This window comes from Pseudomonas quebecensis (genome assembly GCF_026410085.1).
GTDB lineage: Bacteria > Pseudomonadota > Gammaproteobacteria > Pseudomonadales > Pseudomonadaceae > Aquipseudomonas > Aquipseudomonas quebecensis.
On sequence record NZ_CP112866.1, the window covers coordinates 3,675,122 to 3,693,233 of the forward strand.

Here is an 18,112-nt window from a genome sequence, read left to right on the forward strand (position 1 = left end):
TACTGAATTCGGTACATGGGGTTTACGGACGAAACCGATGTTAAACAGTAACTTGCTCAGAAAGCTCGATATGCAGGACTTGATGGTGTTTATCGCCGTTTATGACCAGAGCAGCGTTACCGATGTGTCAGAAACGCTGTTCGTCAGCCAGTCCACCGTGAGCTACAGCCTCAAGAAACTGCGTACCAGTTTCGAGGATGAACTGTTTATCAACACCCGTGCGGGCATGCGACCGACGTACAAGGCCACCACCATGTACGGGCATGTGCAGAAGATTCTCGAAAGCATCAACCTGTGTCATGCCGGTGGCCAGGCGTTCGACCCGACCCAGCAGGCGGTGACCTTCAATGTGTGCGCCCCGGAATACTTCGAACAGCTGATCCTGCCGCGCCTGCTCAAGCAATTCGACCGCGCCGACCTGCCGGTGATCGTCAATGTGCGCAAGCTGGAAGCCGATATCCCCGCCGAGGACCTGCGCCAAGGTCGCCTGGACCTGGTGATTTGCTTCGGCCCGCACTTTCATCGCACCCACAAAGACTTCAGAACCCAGATGCTGCTGGAGGATGATCTGGTGTGCGTGTTCGACAAACGCGCCGCGCCACAGGAACCGGCGTTCAGCCTGCAATCGTTTGTGGAGCGACGCCATGTGTTTCCCACACCGTGGACGTCCGATACCAATATGATCGACGGTTGGCTGGGCCGCCTGGCGCGTAAACGCCACGTGGTGGCGCGGGCCAACAGCTACAGCGCGGCATTAAAGATGATCACGGGCACCGACTATGTCGTCACCCTGCCCCGCCGTGTGCAAAAGCTACTGGCACCGGCCTCGACCTTCGGTCACTGCGAAGCGCCGAACGGCTTGCCGGGTTTTACTCTGGATATGCAGTGGAACGAAAGCAGCGAGCAGGACCGCGCCAATACCTGGTTCAGGGAACAGGTGGTGAAAGTCTGCGCCGAACAAGGGCTGCTCTGACGCAGGCTCTGCAGTGATTTTGCGGGGCGGTGATCAGCCGATGACAACCTTGCTGTAGGACTCTCGATCCATATCGAGCAGTTGCACGCTGAGCTGCACCTGCATGTCCGCCGGCCAGTCGCCCATATCGTGCAACGCCGCCAACAGGCCTTCCGACAGCTGTTTCTTGACTTGAGGCGAGCGTCCGCTGAGCAGCGACAATTTCACCGCAATGAAACCGCGTGGGTTGAAGGACGTGCCCACCTGGAAACTCTCGACTTTCACCGCGCGGCTTTTGATATCGAACTCCGAGCCGAATTGCCCGGATGCCATCAGCACATTGTTGAGCCGCAACAAGGCTTTCTCGACGGCCAGGCCGGTGAGGTTCGCGGTGTACTCCAGGTGCAAGTGCGGCATGGATCGCTCCGAGTTATTTGTAGGAAGACTCTTAGATATATCACGGAAAAAACCGTCAGGCAGGATTCAGCGGCCCGCGATCGCTCATAAACGCTTCCAACCGCGAACGCACCCAGCGCTCGGCCGGGTCGGTATCCACGTGGCTGAGCCAGACCATGGACAAATCCAGGGTCGGCGTCTCGAACGGAAACGGCTCGCAAAACAGCTGGCCTGACACGGCCATGGCCTCCGCGGTGTAGTCCGGCAGGCTGGCGATCAGGTCGGTGCCGGCCAACAGCGCCGGCAAGGCGCTGTATTGCGGCACCGACAACACCACCTGCCGCTTGCGGCCGATTTCCGCCAGCCATTCATCGGCAAACCCCGACACGTTGGCGGTGTGAGACACCAGCACATGGGGCCGTGCGCAATATTCATCGAGGGTCAACGGCGTGTCCGACGCATCGGCGCGCAACAGGCGCGGACGGATATGACGCAGCAATTTGCGCTTGGCATTGGCCGGCAGGCCACGGGTCTGGGTAATGCCGACGGTGATGTCACCGGATGCCAGCAGATCGGGGATGCGCCAGTAATCGACATGCTGCACCACAAACACCACCTTCGGCGCTTCCTGGCGCAAGGCGCGCAGCAAAGGCGGCAACAGGCCGAATTCCACATCGTCGGACAGGCCGATGCGGAAGGTCATGGTGCTGATGGACGGGTCGAAATCGTGGGTCAGGCTCAAGGCCGACGACAGCGAATCCAGGGCCGGCGACAGGTGCTGGATTATCTCTTCGGCTCGCGCGGTGGGCTCCATGCGGTGGCCGACGCGGATAAACAGCGGGTCGTTGAACAAGGTACGCAAACGGTTGAGCGCCGAACTGATAGTGGGCTGGCCCAGAAACAGTTTCTCCGCCACCCGCGTGACGTTGCGCTCGAGCATCAGTGCTTCGAAGACCACCATCAGATTGATGTCGGCCTTGCGTAATTCGTTGCGATTCATCGGCGCCTGCCCTTTCCCCAAGACGAACCGCAGTGTAGAAAGCGCCGCGAGCGGCGTCTACGCGCGACAGCGCCGGATTCACCGGCAGGCCATGGCCCACCGGTGCCTGTCAGACCTGGCGCTCAGGGTTTGAGCGGCCTTTCCTGATCGCGCTCGGACAACTCCGTGCCATCGTCCGGATGTTTCCAGGTTTGTGGTTTTTCCTCTTCGTGACGCCGGGATTGCTCCTGCGCCGGCTCATCGTGGTGCTTCGGTTCGTTACCCATTGTCACCTCCCTTGCGTAAGCATTGGCCATCGTTATCAGCATAGAACAGGACAAGGGTTTCGGATGCGGTCGCCGATTGATAGCCATGACGCATCAATAAATCCAAAATTTTCACTTATCATTTCTAAATGTGTCAGCCACTATCCCAGGTCTTAAGCGAAACAAGCACTTTAAAAAGAACGCTGGAGACACAAACCATGACTAGCTCAACCCGGCCTGACTCTGCCCGCTCCAAAGTGGGCGCGGTATTGCGCGTTACTTCGGGTAACTTCCTCGAACAGTTCGACTTCTTTCTGTTCGGCTTCTATGCCACTTACATTGCTGCCGCGTTCTTCCCCGCCGCTAATGAGTTTGCATCATTAATGATGACCTTCGCCGTGTTCGGCGCGGGCTTCCTGATGCGGCCCCTGGGCGCGATCATTCTGGGGGCGTATATCGATGACGTCGGCCGGCGCAAAGGCCTGATCGTGACGCTGTCGATCATGGCCAGCGGCACGCTGCTGATCGTGCTGGTGCCGGGCTACCAGAGCATTGGCCTATGGGCGCCGTTGCTGGTGCTGCTCGGCCGCCTGCTGCAAGGCTTCTCGGCCGGCGCGGAACTGGGCGGGGTGTCGGTGTACCTGGCCGAAATGGCCACGCCGGGCCGCAAAGGCTTCTATACCAGCTGGCAGTCGGGCAGCCAGCAGATCTCCATCGTGGTCGCCGCCGCGCTGGGCTACGGTTTGAACGTGTGGATGGAACCGTCGGTGGTCGCCGACTGGGGCTGGCGCATTCCGTTCGCCGTAGGGTGCGTGATCATCCCGTTTATCTTTGTGCTGCGTCGCAACCTGCAGGAAACCGAAGAGTTCGCCAATCGCAAGCATCGCCCGACCATGCGCGAAGTGCTCGCAACCCTGGTGAAGAACTGGACCGTGGTGATCGGCGGCATGCTGATGGTGGCCATGACCACCACCGCGTTCTACCTGATCACTGTGTACGCGCCGACCTTCGGCAAGACCGTCCTGCAATTGAGCACCTCCGACGCGCTGCTGGTGACCTTGCTGGTGGCCATCTCCAACTTCGTATGGCTGCCCATCGGCGGCACCCTCAGCGACCGCTTCGGGCGCAAACCGGTGCTGATCGCCATGACCGCATTGACCGTGCTTACGGCCTATCCGGCCCTGTCCTACGTGGTTAACGCGCCGAGCTTTGCACATATGCTGGAAACCCTGCTGTGGTTCTCCTTCCTGTACGGCATGTACAACGGTGCGATGATCCCGGCCCTGACCGAAATCATGCCGGTGGAAGTGCGCGTGGCGGGTTTCTCCCTGGCCTACAGCCTGGCGACCGCGATCTTCGGTGGCTTCACCCCGGCGATCTCCACCTGGTTCATTCACATCACTGAAGACAAAGCTTCGCCGGCCTATTGGATGATGTTCGCCGCGCTGTGTGCACTGTGCTCGACCCTGGCGCTGTACCGCCGCGCCAACGCCCGTGGCCAAGTGATGCAGGGGGCCGCATGATGAAGCCGCTGTTCAATACGCTGACCGCCCTCGCCCTCGGCGCCCTGGCGCTGACGGCCCAGGCCGAGCAGCTCAAGGTCATGACCTCCGGTGGCTTCACGGCAGCCTATAAAGTGCTGGGCCCGCAATATGCCCAGCGCAGCGGCGACACCCTCGACACCATTCTCGGCCCGTCGATGGGCAAGGCGCCGGAAGCGATCCCCAACCGCCTGGCCCGTGGCGAACACGCCGACGTGGTGATCATGGTCGGCTACGCCCTGGATGAGTTGATCAAGCAAGGCAAGGTCGACCCGGCCTCGCGGGTGGAATTGGCCGATTCGCGCATTGGCCTGGTGGTCAGGCAAGGCCAGCCGAAACCGGCGATCGGCACCGATGCCGAGCTCAAGGCCGTACTGAGCAAGGCCAAGTCCGTGGCTTACTCGGACAGCGCCAGTGGCGTGTATGTCGAGAAAGAGCTGTTCAAGAAACTCGGCATGCCGGCCAAGGGCACCATGATCGAGCGCCTGCCGGTGGCCGAGCAGGTTGCCAAGGGCGACTACGAAGTGGGCTTGCAGCAGGTGGCAGAACTGTTACCGGTGCCGGGCGTGACCTACGTAGGCAAAATCCCCGAGGACGTGCAATCGGTGACGCGCTTCGCCGCGGGTATCCCGGTGAACGCCGATCACCCAGCGCAGGCCAAGGCGCTGCTGCAGTACCTCGCCTCTCCCGAGGTACAACCGGCGGTGCGCGCCACCGGCCTGGACTCGGTATCACACTGACCGAAACGGCATCTCGCGCACCAACCGTTCCAACTCCAACGCCGCCGGCGGCAACGTCCGCCCGCGGCGTTTGATCAAGCCCACATTGCGCATCACCTGCGGCTCCACCAGCGGCACACTCACCAGAATCGGGTGTTCGCACGCCGGCATTGCAATCGATGGCACCATGGCCACGCCCAGCCCCGCCTCTACCAACCCGATCATGGTAGTCACGTGGTGGGTTTCGCAGATACTCGGCTTCTTTACCCGCACGCCGCGCAAGGCCTGGTCGAGCAGGAAGCGGTTGCCCGAGGTTTTATCTACGGTGATGTAGTCATGCTCATAGGCTTCGGCCCAGGTCACGCTGTCGCGCCCGGCCAGTGGATGGTCACGCCGGCACGCCAGCACGTAACGTTCCTGCAGCAACAGTTCAAACTCCACCTCATCGGCCAGGCTGCCGCTGAAACTCACGCCGAAATCCGCCTCGCCGCTTTCCACCGCACTGCACACCTCGCCGGCACTGGCGTCGAGCACGCGCAGGCGAATCTTCGGGTAGAGCTTGTGGAACTCGGCGATTACATGAGGCATGAAGTAGTACGCGGTGGAGGGCACGCAGGCGATGGTGACATTGCCCATGCGCGTGGACGCCACATTGCTGATGCCCATCAGCGCGAGGTCAAGGTCGTCGAGCATGCGTTCGACCTGCGGGAGAAACGCGCGCCCCACCATGGTCAGGCTGACACGTCGGGTGGTGCGCTCGAACAGCTTCACATCGAGCGCCGATTCGAGCTTTTCGATGCGTCGGCTCAAGGCCGGTTGCGAGATGCGGATCGCTTCGGCGGCGCCGCGAAAACTGCCTTTGTCCACCACGGCACGAAAGGCCTGCAGGTCGTTGAGGTCGAAATTGATAATCACGGGAAGCACTGGCCGACTGAGAGGGTCGATCTATAGTACCCGAGGCCCATGAACGTGGGGCGACGCAGTTTGTAGACATCCCCCGCAATAATCAGTGTAAAAAGTTTCAAACGACACATTTTGGTATAGATTGCGCGCAGCATATATCAGGCATCCAGGAGCTTTCCCATGGCGACACTTCACGCGAACACCGTTCAGGCGCTGCAAACCAACAAACTCAGCCTGTTGAGCACATGGATCGAAAGCCTCGAGGCCTCGGGTGCCACCCGTAACGTCAAGGAAGCCGAGCTGAAACAACAGGCCAACGACTTCCTGAGCACACTGATTGCAGCCTTGGAACAAGGCGGTTCGCAGAACGTCAACCACGAGAACTGGGCCGAAACCCGCGTGCTCCTGGAAAAGCTGTCCCATAGCCGCGCGCTGGTCGGCCAGGACTCGCAACAGACCGCCAGTTTCATCTTCGCGCTCAAAGGCCCGCTGTTCGCCCTGCTGCAACGCGAATACGTCGAACAGCCGGCGCAACTGGCCGAACAGCTGTGGGAAATTTCCGAGCTGCTCGATGCCCTCGGCATGCACACCATTCGCACGTTCCAGAAGTCCCGTGAACTGGTGATCAAGCGCCAGCAGGAAGAACTGCTCGAACTGTCCACGCCGGTGGTCAAACTGTGGGATGGCGTACTGGCCCTGCCGATGATCGGCACCCTGGATTCCCAGCGCACCCAGGTGGTGATGGAGTCGCTGCTGCAACGCATCGTCGACACCGGCGCGGAAATCGCAATTATCGACATCACCGGTGTGCCGACCGTCGATACCCTGGTGGCCCAGCACCTGCTCAAGACCGTGACCGCCATTCGCCTGATGGGTGCCGACTGCATCATCAGCGGCGTGCGCCCGCAGATCGCCCAGACCATCGTGCACCTGGGCCTTGACCTGCAAGGCGTGGTCACCAAGGCCAATCTGGCCGACGCCCTGGCCCTGTCCCTCAAGCGCCTGGGCGTGACCGTGACCAAGGCCGTCTGATTATGGAACGCATCCCGATTTTGCAGATGGGCGAGTTTCTACTCGTGACCATCCAGGTGGACATGCACGACCAGTTGGCGTTGACGCTGCAGGACGACCTGTCCGAACGCATCAATCGCACCTCGGCGCGTGGCGTATTGATCGATATCTCGGCGCTGGACATGGTCGACTCCTTTATCGGCCGCATGATCGGCACCATCTCCGGCCTGTCGCGGATCATGGACGCGCAGACCGTGCTGGTGGGCATGCAACCGGCGGTGGCCATTACCCTGGTGGAATTGGGCATGACCCTGCCCGGCGTCGCCACCGCATTGAATGTCGAACGAGGCATGAAGCTGTTGCGAGAACGGGTGGACCACTCATGACCGTGGCCAGCAATGGCACGCACCCCGTGCTGATCGAACAGGACGTCGTGCTGGCTCGGCAATTGGTCCGCAAACTGGCCCAGGACTGCGGCATGCGCCTGATCGACCTGACCAAACTGGTCACGGCGGTCAGCGAGCTGGCGCGTAACACGGTGGTCTACGGCGGTGGCGGGTATATGGATTGGGAAATAGTCGAGAAGGACCTGCGCCCCGGCGTTCGCCTGACGTTTCGCGACGAAGGCCCGGGCATTCCCGACCTCAAGCTGGCGATGACCGACGGCTGGACCTCCGGCGGCGGGCTCGGCCTGGGGCTGACCGGCGCCAAGCGCCTGGTGGACGAATTCGAACTGGACACCGCACCCGGCCAGGGCACCCGCGTGACGATCACTCGATGGGCCTGAATATTCCCAGCGCCCTCACCGAGGTGTTGTTGATCGAGGATGTAAGCCAGATTGGCCACGCCCGACGCACCGCGCAGAAACTCGCCGAACACCTGGGCTTCGACGAAACCGACGCCGGCAGAGTGGCGTTGGTGGCCACCGAGCTGAGCAGCAACATCCTCAAGCATGCGGCTCACGGGCAATTGCACCTGCGCGCCACCGGCAACGGCGGTGTGGAGATGATCGCCGTGGACCGCGGCCAGGGCTTTGACCTGGACAGCTGTCTGGTGGACGGGTTTTCCACCGGCGGCACCCAGGGCATCGGCATGGGCGCCATTTCACGGGTGGCCCAGGTGTTCGATGTATATGCCGACCCTCGCGGCACGGCGATGCTCGCGCGTCTGTATCCACGAGCCTCCACGGTCAGCGACATTCGCTACGGGGTCAGCCAGCATTCGCTGCATGACGACCCAGCCTGCGGCGACGCCTGGCACCTGGCAATCGAACCCGGCCGTTTCAGCGTGATGGTGGCCGATGGGCTGGGCCATGGCAGCGAAGCCGAACGCGCCGCGCGGGACGGCGAACAGGTATTTGCACGCAGTGCCTTTGATGAAGCCACGCGGCTGATGGCCGACATGCATGTCGGCATGACCGGCACCCGTGGCGGTGCGGTGGCCGTGGCGCAATACAACGCCGCGACCGGCAGCCTGCGCTTCACCGGCGTGGGCAATATCGGCGCCAGCCTGATCGGCTCCGGCAAGTCCCGTGGCCTGGCGTCCCACCCGGGCATCGTCGGCGTGCAGTTTCGCAAGGCGCAGCCGTTCGACTACGCTGAGGTCGGCGGCCAGTTGCTGATCCTGTACAGCGACGGCTTGCAGTCACGCTGGAACCTGGCCGACTACCCTGGGCTGACGCACCGCCACCCGGCTTTGATCGCCGCCATCCTGCACCGTGACTTCTGCCGCGGGCGGGATGACGTCACCGTTTTCGTGATTGCCCTGGAGGCCATCGATGGCTGACACCACTGCCTCGCTCGCCGCTGAGGTGCAACGCCTGCGCCAGGAAGCCGACGCCTTGCGCGCCGAGCTGGATGAAACCAACCAGGGCGTGCTGGCACTGTATGCCGAGCTGGACACCCAGGCCGACCAACTGCGCCAGGCTTCGGACCTCAAGAGCCGTTTCCTGTCGTACATGAGCCATGAGTTCCGCACGCCGTTGGGCTCGATCCTGAGCATCACCAGCCTGCTGGACGATGAACTCGACGGCCCGCTCAGCCCTGAGCAGCACACCCAGGTGGGCTTTATCCGCAGCTCGGCGCGGGAACTGCGCGAGATGGTCGATGACCTGCTGGACCTGGCCAAGATCGAGGCAGGGCGCATCAGTATCTCCCCGGCCTGGTTCGACATGTTCGACCTGTTTTCGGCGCTGCGCGGCATGTTCCGGCCGATTGTCGATGCCTCGGCGGTGGACCTGATCTTCGAAGAGCCGGCCGGCCTGCCCAAGCTGTACACCGATGACAAGAAGCTCGCGCAGATCCTGCGCAACTTTATCTCCAACGCTCTGAAGTTCACGCTGCAGGGTGAGGTACGCGTGTCGGCGTGCATGGAGAACGAGCGGGAGATCCGCTTCGCGGTGCAGGACACCGGCCTGGGTATCCCGGTCGAACTGCACAGCAATCTGTTCGAGGACTTTTCCCAGATCGACTCCCCGCTGCAGAAGCGCCTGCGCGGCACCGGGCTGGGACTGTCACTGTGCAAGCGCTTCGCTCAATTGCTGGGTGGCCGGGTCGGCGTGGAGAGCAAGCCCGGCGTGGGTTCGCTGTTCTATGTGGTCATTCCTCTTTCCATCGCCAACGAGATCGTCGATGAAACGTGACATCCAAGTGTTGATCGTCGACGACAACGTTGCCACGCGCTACGCCCTGCGCCGGCGCCTGGAAAACCATCACTATCGGGTACTGGAAGCCGGCACCGGCCAGGACGGTCTGGACCTGATCGCCAGTCGCACCATCGATGCGCTGATCCTGGACGTCAACCTGCCGGACATGAGCGGTTTCGATATCGTGCGCGGCCTGCGCGCCGACCCCGCCACCGCGTTGCTGCCGGTGGTGCATGTCTCGGCGGCGTCGATCGAGACCGGCGATATCATCACCGGCCTGGACGCCGGCGCCGATGCGTACCTGATCCATCCGGTGGACCCGGAGGTGCTGCTCGCTACGCTGCGCACCTTGTTGCGCGTACGCGACACTGAATACGCCTTGCGCGAAAGCGAAGCGCGTTTTCGCGAGATTTTCTTCAACATCAGCGCGCCCATCGCGGTGATGGACGCGCACCTCAAAGTCCACGAATGCAACCATGCCTTCGCCCAGCTGATCCACGCCAACCTCAACCCCGACGCCCTGCTGGAATGCTTCGCCACCGATCAATTGGCCGTGATCCAGGAGCTATGCCTGCGCCTGGCCGCCGGTGAACGCTGGAAAGGCACGTTATTGATGAAGGTCGACGACCAGCTGCGCGAGACCGAATGGCAGATTTCGCCTTACCGTAGCGCCGGCCTCAGCCTGGTGTTCGTGGAGGACGTCACCGAGCACCGTCATCGCGAACGTCATCAACAGGCCGAACTGGCCAATGCCGCGAGCCAGTTGGCCCGCACCGAGGCGCAGTTGCTGCAGGCGCAGAAAATGGATGCATTGGGCAAGCTTACCGGCGGCATCGCCCACGACTTCAACAACCTGCTGACCGGGATCATCACCAGCCTGGAGCTGATCAAGAAACGCATTCAGAGCCAGCGCACCGACAAGGTGCTCAATTATGCCGACGCCGCGCTGAACTCCGCCCTGAGCGCCGCCGGCCTGACCAACCGCTTGCTCGCGTTCGCACGCCAGCAGCCGCTGGACACCCGCCCCACCGATATCAATGCGCATATCCGCTCTCTGGAAGAGCTGCTGATGCGCACCATCGGCGAACACATCGTGCTGAATCTGGAGCTGACCACCCACCCCGCCGTGGCGCTGGTCGACCCGATCCAGCTGGAAAGCTCGGTGCTCAACCTGGTGATCAACGCCCGAGACGCCCTGCCCCAGGGTGGCGTCATCTGGGTAACCACGTACCCTGCGCATTCCACCGGCAACCCCAAGCTGGAAAACGGCCCGTACATTGCGTTGTCGGTACGCGACAACGGCGTGGGTATCGAGCCCGGCGTGATCGACAAAGTGTTCGACCCGTTCTTCACCACTAAACCGGTGGGCCAGGGCACCGGCCTGGGCCTGTCGACCATCTATGGGTTCGCCCGCCAGTCCGGCGGCGATGCGCAGATCCGCAGCGTGACCCGCCAGGGCACCGAAGTGACCATCATGCTGCCCGCCGCCGACGGCCCGGCCGCCCTGGCCACGAAAGTCGAGGCCGTGCCAGGGGTGAGCAACGGCGAGCACATTCTGGTGGTCGAAGACATGCCTTCGGTGCGTGGTTTCGTGGCTGAAGTGCTGGTGGATGCTGGTTATCGCTGCAGCCTGGCCGCGGACGGTGACGAAGCCATCGCCATGCTGCGAGCCGATCCGACGATCGACCTGCTGCTTACCGATTTCGGGCTGCCGTACATGACCGGCCGCGAGCTGGCCGATCATGCGCGGGATCTGCGCCAGGAATTACCGATCCTGTTCATGACCGGTTACGCCGAGAATGCGGCGAACCGCCAGGATTTTCTCGGCGAACGCATGGACCTGATCACCAAGCCGTTTCATATCGATCAATTGCTGGAAAAAATCCGCCACGGCCTGGAGGTTTGATTCGGGCTTTAAGAGGCGTGGTACACAATCCCAGGGCAGGCAGGCGTCATGACAGCTGGTTTCGATCCATTGGTGCATATCGATTGGAAAACTCCCGGCGGCGAATGGCTGGCCCTGTTGCCGCCTTCCTACCCCCATATCCCTGCGCTGTGCGGCCCGGCATTCGAGGCGCTGCTGGACGAACTGTGCAATGAAATGCCCGAGGTGTGCTTCGATACGCTGGCCACTGCATTGGCGCGCGAGGGCTTCGACCTGTGGAACCTCGACGCCGGTGGCGACGATTACCGCCCGGTGATTGTCCCGACCAATCAGCGCGAGCGGTTTGCCCGGCATTGGCGCGAGCACAACGCAGCGCCACGCTTCACGCCCACGCTGATCGAAGCGCAAACACCGCCCGCGCGCCCACCCAGGCGCAGCAAGCTCAAGTGGCTGCAGGACGTGCACGACTACCCCGGCCCGACCTCTGTGCACGCGTACAACTACCGCAACGGCTGGGCCGCGATTACCGAGCAGGACGAAGACCGCTGGCTGTGCTTCCTGATTGATTACAACCCCTGGCCACCCACCGAGCAGGACATGCTCGAAGCCCGCGACGACGGCGTGGACGGCGCCGATCTGCAACTTATCGATGCCAACGTTCAACACAGCCTGTGGAAGCGTCAGGTGACGCGCGGCGCGTACGGTTCGGATGACCGCTATCAGTACGAGATCCGCCAGGGTGATGCTGTGGAGGGTTTCGGGCCTGCCCAGATCCAATGGCCGGCGTTTGAAGAGCCCTGCGTGGTGGTCGATGGGCAGATATACGAGCGTCAACGCCTCTACGATCCCGAGCCGTTGACGCGGATCTGGCGCATCACCGCGCAGACCAGCGAGGTCATTTTCGAACACCCGGATGAACTGACCCTCTTGCCTATCGGGCCCAACCGTTTGCTGTTTATGCAGCACAACGGCCCGCAGTGCTGGATCTGCAACCAAGCCCCCGCGCAACACGCCGTCATCGCCGCCAAACCGTTGCCGGCTGAGGGTTATCAGTTGCGCGCGGCCACAGCGTACCTGGAAGGCGACGAGGTACTGTTGTTCAGCGAAGGCACACGGCCCAACCGCGAACACTCGGGCTATCAGGAAACCGTGCTGCTGGCGTGGCGCTTCAACTTCATCACCGGCGCCAGCACCCGTGCAGTCCTGGACGGCTTCGGCAGCGAACTGCGCCAGGACACGCGCCTGCTGACCACGCAACCCAAGCAGGTCATCACCCTGCGCACCTTTCATGGGCAACTGCACGTCGCCCGCGGCCATGGCGATTGGTGGGTGTGGAATTACCACACGCAAACCTTCGGCACGCACACGCTGGCGTGGTTCTGGAACCAGCGCAGCAATGACGTGCTGAAACTGTCCTCCAAAGACATCCCGCGAGTGAAACCGCAGATTCGTTACGTAGCGGCGCAGGATCGGTATCTGGCGTTCGAAACGGAATATGTGGCGCGGCTGCCGGAGTTTGCGCAGATGGTGGAGGCTTTGGGGAGTGAGGGGTTAGTGTTTGAGTGAAGGACGCCGGTACCCGCACCGGACACAACCCACCTCTACGATGAAGCCATCTGAAACGCAAAAGCCCCTGAAAGGGTTAAACCTTTCAGGGGCTTTTGGTTATTCAATAATGGCGGAGAGATAGGGATCGAACGCCACGCCGACGATGTTGAACCGTGCGGCCTGTTCGCCGAGACGTGTGGCGACGACTTTTGGTGCCTGCGCGGATCATGTCCACCACGACACGGGTTTGTATTCGTGGATTTCGTCCAGCAACGCGATAGGCGGACGCGCCGTCGTCGGCGCTGATTGGGCGGAATAAACTGCCAAAGGCGAAGTGGGCCAGGCTCAAGACCTTTTCGCCGCGACCGGATTTCTCCAGGCGCTCGGCCAGCAATGCGGATTGGTCGACCATCGAAACCGCGTCGTGAAACAGGATCATCGATTGGTGTTTTTTGGTCGCGGCTGCGTAGATCTCGGCGCGGGCTTCGGCGTCCGAGGTCATGCCGTAGAGGCCGATGCCGGTGGCCAGCGGCGACTTGCCGGAGCCTTTGGCGGTCGATGTAGGCGGTGCGGAAGCGGCGGAAACCGTCTGGGCCTTTCCAGCCAAATAGACTATCGACAACGAAGGATTGCCAGGACAGCAGCAGAGTTGGCCGTCGATTGTGCAGCCGAGAATTACGCCGGATTTTTCGAAGCGTTGTTTGTGGGCGTCGTTATGGGGTTGGATGTGGTCGACGACCGATGCTTGGGTGATACGGCCGTGGCGCTCGCATTCGGCGCACAGCGGGTGATGTCTTAACCAGCCGAGGCGAGCCTGCTGCCAACGGTAGCCGTAGCCGCGCTGGGGGGATGTGTTAATTCATCCTCGTCGCGTCGGGAGGATTTTGGCACCGGCGAAGCGTTCAGCCAGATTGCGCGCCTTGTCGACGCCGGTAGCCCAACCATGCCCCCACGAACGCTGCCGCCTCTTGTGGGAGCTCTAGCAGGCTTAGCCCAGAGAGGATTGCCAGAGTGGTGCAGCCACAGTTGAGCCCGCCATGCGAGGGTAACGGCCCAAGCGGTGGGGTCTTTACTGGATGGCATATCGACAGTCCTGCGATACATCGAGACTCGTAAAAAAAACCAGTTACAACTCATCGGCTGCACGCTGACGTATACGGGCTTAGCATTGCCGAAAACTAAGCCAATGGCGTACATTAGCTATGATTTTCATTGAGACCCCAACCTTCACGCGCCGTGTGAAAGAATTGATTGATGACGATGCCTACACTGTTTTTCAGCGTGCATTGATGCTTAACCCGTCCGCAGGTGACGTGATCGAAGGCACCGGTGGAATTCGTAAAGCTCGAATTGCTGCGAAGGGCCATGGCAAACAAGGTGGAGCCCGGGTGATCTACTACCACTTCGTCTCGATGTCGCAGATTATTCGGTTGATGATCTACCCGAAGAATGAACAGCACGCCCTGACCAGCGACGAACGCAAAGCGTTGAAGGCTGCAATCGAACACTGGAGATAATCATGAGCAAATTTTTTGACGAGCTGATGGGAAGCGTGCAGGAAATGAACGAAATCCTACGGGGTGAGCGTCAGCCTTCGCGCGAATTCCACGTTGATGCGCTACAGGTCAAAGAGATTCGCAAAGCAACGGGTCTGACTCAAGCCAAGTTTGCCGCACTGATTGATGTGCAACTCGGAACCTTACGCAATTGGGAGCAGGGACGGCGCGAGCCTACTGGCCCAGCAAAAGCACTGCTTAAGGCCATTCACAACGATCCAGTACATGTGCTGAACGCATTGGCGGGTTGAGCAATGAGCTTGCAAGGTGTCTAAAGAATCCGGGGCGATTCAGGGGCAGCCAGTGAGCCACCCCAGAGCTCCAATATTTGCCGATTTAAAAAGGGTGCAAATTCGGTTTTCTATACGCGTACTAAGCGCATTTCCGCCTTCGCTGATTCAGCAGCTTTTTTCCTACTTCTTCAACCATGCTTTAAACGTGTAGAACGCCTTCCCGCTGGGTGAAAGGAAGCTTGCAGCGTATTCGTTTTCCTGGAACACCCGCACCTTCATTCCGGAGCTGATGCGGCACTTGCCGTCACTGACCATCTTATTCGCGCCGTCCTCATCCCCGTCTTGAGCAAAGGCCCCGAATTCGTCTAGCGACTTTTGGCTACCGCAGTAGATGTATTCCTTTTTCAACGTGGCGTTGTATTCCACGTCACCCCACTGAGCTAACGCCAACCCTGAAAAACCCAGCAATCCGACCACGACGATATTCCGAATCATTCCCTGCTCCATATTTTCAAGATACGGCGTCACGCCTTCCGGGAGGTATAGCAGCCTGCCAAGAATTAGGGGTGTGGAATGGTTGTAGAACGGGAATGCTCGCCTACGCTTCACGCTGGACATGGTGTCCGCCTGAATAAAGGGAGCATGAAATGGGTGAGGTTACATATCCGTGCTACTGGCAGAAAAAAGACAATTCTAGGCAGTGGTACTGGATCTATTACGCCAAGAATGGAGAGGAAATCGCTCGGAGCAGTGAGAGCTACGTGAATCGTTCAGACTGCACGCATTCCATCAATCTGATGCAAAATTCAACTGCATCAAAGATCTTCTACACAGAGTAAACAGAGGTAAGAGATGGGTAGAAATACTGGGTAGAATCGGAATGTCGGCGCTGATTGAAAACTGACCCACCCTGCCGATTGAAAATTGACCCAGGGCAGATTGCCGATTTGTCATCAGCAATTGTGGATTAGCGTAGCAGTCCTGTCCGATCTCAAAAGATCGAAAGCCCCACCACATGTGCGCGTGTGACAGGGCATTTTTCCGATGGGGATCAAAATGGCTCATCGTCCTCAACAACATCACCTTCCTTGCGCTTTCGCTCACGTGTCTTGATCTTTGTCTGGTCAGCCAGAGTGCTGTGTTGCAGCCGATAGGACTCATTACCTGTTTCAACGATGTGGCAGTGATGCGTCAGTCGATCCAGCAGCGCTGTGGTCATTTTGGCGTCGCCAAACACACTCGACCATTCCGAGAAGCTGAGGTTGGTCGTGATGATCACGCTGGTGTGCTCGTAAAGCTTGGACAGAAGATGAAACAGCAGCGCGCCACCGCTTTGGCTGAAGGGCAGATAGCCCAGCTCATCCAAGATGACGAGGTCTGTGCGCAGCAGCCCCTGTGTAATCCGGCCCGTTTTCCCATCGTACTTTTCACGTTCCAACAGATTGACCAGGTCGACCGTGGAGAAGAAGCGGACTCGTTTGTTGTGGACGGTGATCCCGGATACAGCCAGTGCGCTGGCCAAGTGTGTTTTGCCTGTTCCAGGGCCGCCGATGAACACCACGTTTTGGGCCGTTTCCGTGAACTCCAGGCTGGATAGTTCCTTGACCAGACGGGCATCAGCGCTGGAAGCGCTGAAGTCAAAACCTGCCAAATCACGGTGCATGGGGAGCTTGGCCATGTTCATCTGATGAGTCACGGAGCGCACGGCACGATCTGCTTGTTCCTGCTGAAGCAGATGCTCCAGCAACCATTTTGAGGACGCTGTCGAGGCTTCTCCTTGGGCTGCCAGTTCTTCCCACGCGTGCGCCATGCCATGCAGGCGAAGCTCTTTAAGTTCTGCCATCAAGTCACGCATTTCGGCTCTCCTCATCTTTGGTGCGCAGTTGGTCGTACCGAGCCGTGTTGGCAGCCGGCGCGACCTTGAGCTGAAGACTCGTTTCTACAGAAGGCGGCGGTGCCGTGGACGTGAGTCGAGCCAGGACATTCAGGATGTGATCCGCGCTCAAGCTGCCAGATTCAAGCACCAGTTCCACGGCCACCAAAACTGAGTCCAGGCCGGTAATGGGCACCGCAGCCAAGACTTGTGTCATTACGCGATCACCGTTCACGTGACGCCGCAGGCCACGCTTGAGCAGGCGTAATGGCTTGGGCAAATCGGCAAACGGAGCGCCATTGCGAAGTGCGCCAGGCTTGCGCTCGATCAGCGGGATGTAGTGCTGCCAGTCGTAGCTGACTTGGTCTCGATCAAACAGTCGCTCATGACTGGCGATAGTTGTTTCATCAGCAACGACCACAACCCGCGAGGAGTATAAACGGCTGCTGACCCACTGACCGACGCGCTCGCAAGGCACCGAGTAACGATTGCGCGCCACGCTGATCAGGCAGGTACTGGAGACCCGCACTGTGCGTTCGACATAGCCGTCGAAAGCGCTGGGCATCGGCATCATTTCCACCCGCTCCAGCTCCAGAACATCTGCCACCGTAAGCCCCTTATATTGCGGGTGCGGCAGCTCGCTCCAGAGAGTCCGGCAGCGCTGGCCGAGCCAGACATTCAGCTCATCGAAGGTATGAAACAGGCAATCTTGAGCATCGAGCCAGATACGTCGCCGACTGTCTTGGACGTTCTTCTCGACGATCCCTTTTTCCCAACCTGAGGCTACGTTGCAGAAGTCTGGATCGAACAAATAATGCGAGCACATCACGGCAAAACGGGCGTTGACCGTCCGCCCTTTGCCTTTGCTGACCTTGTCGACAGCCGTTTTCATGTTGTCGTAAATGCCGCGACGAGGAACGCCGCCCAATGCCCCAAACGAGCGAGTATGGGCGTCAAACAGCATCTCGTGACCTTGGCTGGGATAGGCCACCAGCCAAAATGCGCGGCTGGCACAGAGCTTCATGTGGGAGACCTGGATCCGCCTGAACAGCCCACCGATCAGCAGACCTTCTTCACTCCAGTCGAACTGGAAGGCCTCGCCCAACGCGAACGTCAACGGCACAAAGGCTCGCAAGGATTTTCCTTGCTCGCCGCGCCACGCGCGGATGAATGCGGTCAGTTGGCTGTAGCCGCCGTCGTAGCCCTCGGCTCTGATCTGCTCGAAGAGAGCCTTGGCGGTTCTGCGGTTGTGTTTGGCCCGAAGCGAATCGGCTTTGAGTGCCTGCTCCAGTATTTCGTGGAAAGGACTGAGCTTGTTGAAAGCGGCTTGCCGCTGGTACACCGGCTGTTTGGCTTCGGGGGCTCTGATCCACTTTCGGATAGTGTTTCTGGACAGCCCGGTACGCTTCGCTATCTGGTGAAGCGAAAGCTTGTCGCGGAAGTACATCCGCCGAATTTTTCCCATCATTTCCATGCTGATCACCTGGTGTTCTCCTGCTCGGAAAGTGAGCAGAAGCAGTTGAACACCTGGGTCAGTTTTCAGTCGGCAGAACAGCCTTTAATGGGTCAGTTTTCGGTCAGCGGCAACAGGTTAGAGCGTGCGAAA

The 18,112-nt window shown here is 60.2% G+C and carries 21 protein-coding genes; 13 read left to right on the top strand and 8 right to left on the bottom strand.

Annotation, left to right across the window (positions count from 1 at the left end):
• The first annotated feature begins 37 nt into the window (after positions 1 to 37).
• Positions 38 to 973, top strand: a complete 936-nt coding sequence (locus OSC50_RS17075) for a LysR family transcriptional regulator (RefSeq protein ID WP_266248427.1) — start codon at positions 38 to 40, stop codon at positions 971 to 973.
• A 33-nt stretch (positions 974 to 1,006) separates the two neighbouring features.
• Here OSC50_RS17075 and OSC50_RS17080 read toward each other — a convergent pair whose 3' ends face one another.
• The 3 genes from OSC50_RS17080 to OSC50_RS17090 form a co-directional block, all read right to left on the bottom strand.
• A complete protein-coding gene (locus OSC50_RS17080) occupies positions 1,007 to 1,369 on the bottom strand; it encodes a 5-carboxymethyl-2-hydroxymuconate Delta-isomerase (protein WP_181081070.1) in 363 nt (120 codons plus the stop codon).
• A gap of 55 nt (positions 1,370 to 1,424) precedes the next feature.
• Complete coding sequence (locus tag OSC50_RS17085; RefSeq protein WP_181081071.1) at positions 1,425 to 2,348, bottom strand: LysR substrate-binding domain-containing protein; 924 nt, start codon at positions 2,346 to 2,348, stop codon at positions 1,425 to 1,427.
• A gap of 122 nt (positions 2,349 to 2,470) precedes the next feature.
• Positions 2,471 to 2,614: a hypothetical protein gene (locus OSC50_RS17090; protein ID WP_266248425.1), complete on the bottom strand. Its 144-nt coding sequence runs from the start codon at positions 2,612 to 2,614 to the stop codon at positions 2,471 to 2,473.
• A 197-nt stretch (positions 2,615 to 2,811) separates the two neighbouring features.
• Between OSC50_RS17090 and OSC50_RS17095 the strand changes: the two genes are divergently transcribed.
• Both OSC50_RS17095 and OSC50_RS17100 read left to right on the top strand, forming a co-directional pair.
• Positions 2,812 to 4,116 carry an MFS transporter gene (locus OSC50_RS17095; protein WP_181081073.1) on the top strand — a complete coding sequence of 435 codons (1,305 nt, stop codon included), beginning with the start codon at positions 2,812 to 2,814 and terminating at the stop codon, positions 4,114 to 4,116.
• Entirely contained in the window at positions 4,116 to 4,874 is a 759-nt protein-coding gene (locus OSC50_RS17100; protein ID WP_253512073.1) for a substrate-binding domain-containing protein, read from the top strand. Before OSC50_RS17095 ends, OSC50_RS17100 begins: the two co-directional genes overlap by 1 nt.
• Here the strand turns inward: OSC50_RS17100 and OSC50_RS17105 are convergent.
• A complete protein-coding gene (locus OSC50_RS17105) occupies positions 4,866 to 5,768 on the bottom strand; it encodes a LysR family transcriptional regulator (RefSeq protein WP_266248423.1) in 903 nt (300 codons plus the stop codon). The genes OSC50_RS17100 and OSC50_RS17105 overlap by 9 nt on opposite strands.
• Positions 5,769 to 5,936: 168 nt before the next feature.
• Here OSC50_RS17105 and OSC50_RS17110 point away from each other — a divergent pair, with 168 nt between their 5' ends.
• Genes OSC50_RS17110 through OSC50_RS17140 form a run of 7 tightly spaced genes read left to right on the top strand, consistent with a single transcriptional unit; the run spans position 5,937 to position 12,862 of the window.
• On the top strand, positions 5,937 to 6,788 hold the full coding sequence (locus OSC50_RS17110) for an STAS domain-containing protein (RefSeq protein ID WP_181081075.1): 852 nt from the start codon (positions 5,937 to 5,939) through the stop codon (positions 6,786 to 6,788).
• A 2-nt stretch (positions 6,789 to 6,790) separates the two neighbouring features.
• A complete protein-coding gene (locus OSC50_RS17115) occupies positions 6,791 to 7,153 on the top strand; it encodes an STAS domain-containing protein (protein WP_181081076.1) in 363 nt (120 codons plus the stop codon).
• The gene (locus tag OSC50_RS17120) at positions 7,150 to 7,554 is read left to right on the top strand and encodes an anti-sigma regulatory factor (protein ID WP_181081077.1); all 405 of its coding nucleotides are present in this window, start codon (positions 7,150 to 7,152) and stop codon (positions 7,552 to 7,554) included. The genes OSC50_RS17115 and OSC50_RS17120 overlap by 4 nt, the downstream gene beginning before the upstream one ends.
• The gene (locus tag OSC50_RS17125) at positions 7,545 to 8,552 is read left to right on the top strand and encodes an ATP-binding protein (protein ID WP_253511167.1); all 1,008 of its coding nucleotides are present in this window, start codon (positions 7,545 to 7,547) and stop codon (positions 8,550 to 8,552) included. The genes OSC50_RS17120 and OSC50_RS17125 overlap by 10 nt, the downstream gene beginning before the upstream one ends.
• Positions 8,545 to 9,408, top strand: coding sequence for a sensor histidine kinase (locus OSC50_RS17130; protein WP_181081079.1), 864 nt, complete (start codon positions 8,545 to 8,547; stop codon positions 9,406 to 9,408). The genes OSC50_RS17125 and OSC50_RS17130 overlap by 8 nt, the downstream gene beginning before the upstream one ends.
• On the top strand, positions 9,398 to 11,317 hold the full coding sequence (locus OSC50_RS17135; protein ID WP_181081080.1) for a response regulator: 1,920 nt from the start codon (positions 9,398 to 9,400) through the stop codon (positions 11,315 to 11,317). Before OSC50_RS17130 ends, OSC50_RS17135 begins: the two co-directional genes overlap by 11 nt.
• Before the next feature lie 48 nt (positions 11,318 to 11,365).
• Entirely contained in the window at positions 11,366 to 12,862 is a 1,497-nt protein-coding gene (locus tag OSC50_RS17140) for a hypothetical protein (RefSeq protein ID WP_266248419.1), read from the top strand.
• Between the two features lie 103 nt (positions 12,863 to 12,965).
• Here the strand turns inward: OSC50_RS17140 and OSC50_RS17145 are convergent, their stop codons facing one another.
• Positions 12,966 to 13,466 (bottom strand): hypothetical protein, encoded by a 501-nt coding sequence (locus OSC50_RS17145; RefSeq protein WP_266248417.1) that lies wholly within the window; start codon positions 13,464 to 13,466, stop codon positions 12,966 to 12,968.
• Between the two features lie 580 nt (positions 13,467 to 14,046).
• On the opposite strand from OSC50_RS17145, the gene OSC50_RS17155 reads away from it, so the two are divergent.
• Both OSC50_RS17155 and nadS read left to right on the top strand, forming a co-directional pair.
• Positions 14,047 to 14,361: a type II toxin-antitoxin system RelE/ParE family toxin gene (locus OSC50_RS17155; protein ID WP_266248415.1), complete on the top strand. Its 315-nt coding sequence runs from the start codon at positions 14,047 to 14,049 to the stop codon at positions 14,359 to 14,361.
• 2 nt (positions 14,362 to 14,363) lie between these two features.
• On the top strand, positions 14,364 to 14,651 hold the full coding sequence (gene nadS / locus OSC50_RS17160) for a NadS family protein (protein WP_181081085.1): 288 nt from the start codon (positions 14,364 to 14,366) through the stop codon (positions 14,649 to 14,651).
• A 162-nt stretch (positions 14,652 to 14,813) separates the two neighbouring features.
• Here nadS and OSC50_RS17165 read toward each other — a convergent pair whose 3' ends face one another.
• Positions 14,814 to 15,251 carry a hypothetical protein gene (locus OSC50_RS17165; protein ID WP_266248413.1) on the bottom strand — a complete coding sequence of 146 codons (438 nt, stop codon included), beginning with the start codon at positions 15,249 to 15,251 and terminating at the stop codon, positions 14,814 to 14,816.
• 29 nt (positions 15,252 to 15,280) lie between these two features.
• Between OSC50_RS17165 and OSC50_RS26060 the strand changes: the two genes are divergently transcribed.
• On the top strand, positions 15,281 to 15,472 hold the full coding sequence (locus OSC50_RS26060; protein ID WP_181081086.1) for a DUF1508 domain-containing protein: 192 nt from the start codon (positions 15,281 to 15,283) through the stop codon (positions 15,470 to 15,472).
• 212 nt (positions 15,473 to 15,684) lie between these two features.
• Here the strand turns inward: OSC50_RS26060 and istB are convergent, their stop codons facing one another.
• Together istB and istA are read right to left on the bottom strand one after the other, a co-directional pair.
• Positions 15,685 to 16,488: an IS21-like element helper ATPase IstB gene (gene istB / locus OSC50_RS17170; RefSeq protein WP_266248411.1), complete on the bottom strand. Its 804-nt coding sequence runs from the start codon at positions 16,486 to 16,488 to the stop codon at positions 15,685 to 15,687.
• Positions 16,481 to 17,980, bottom strand: coding sequence for an IS21 family transposase (gene istA / locus OSC50_RS17175; protein ID WP_266249693.1), 1,500 nt, complete (start codon positions 17,978 to 17,980; stop codon positions 16,481 to 16,483). Before istA ends, istB begins: the two co-directional genes overlap by 8 nt.
• Positions 17,981 to 18,112 lie beyond the last annotated feature (132 nt).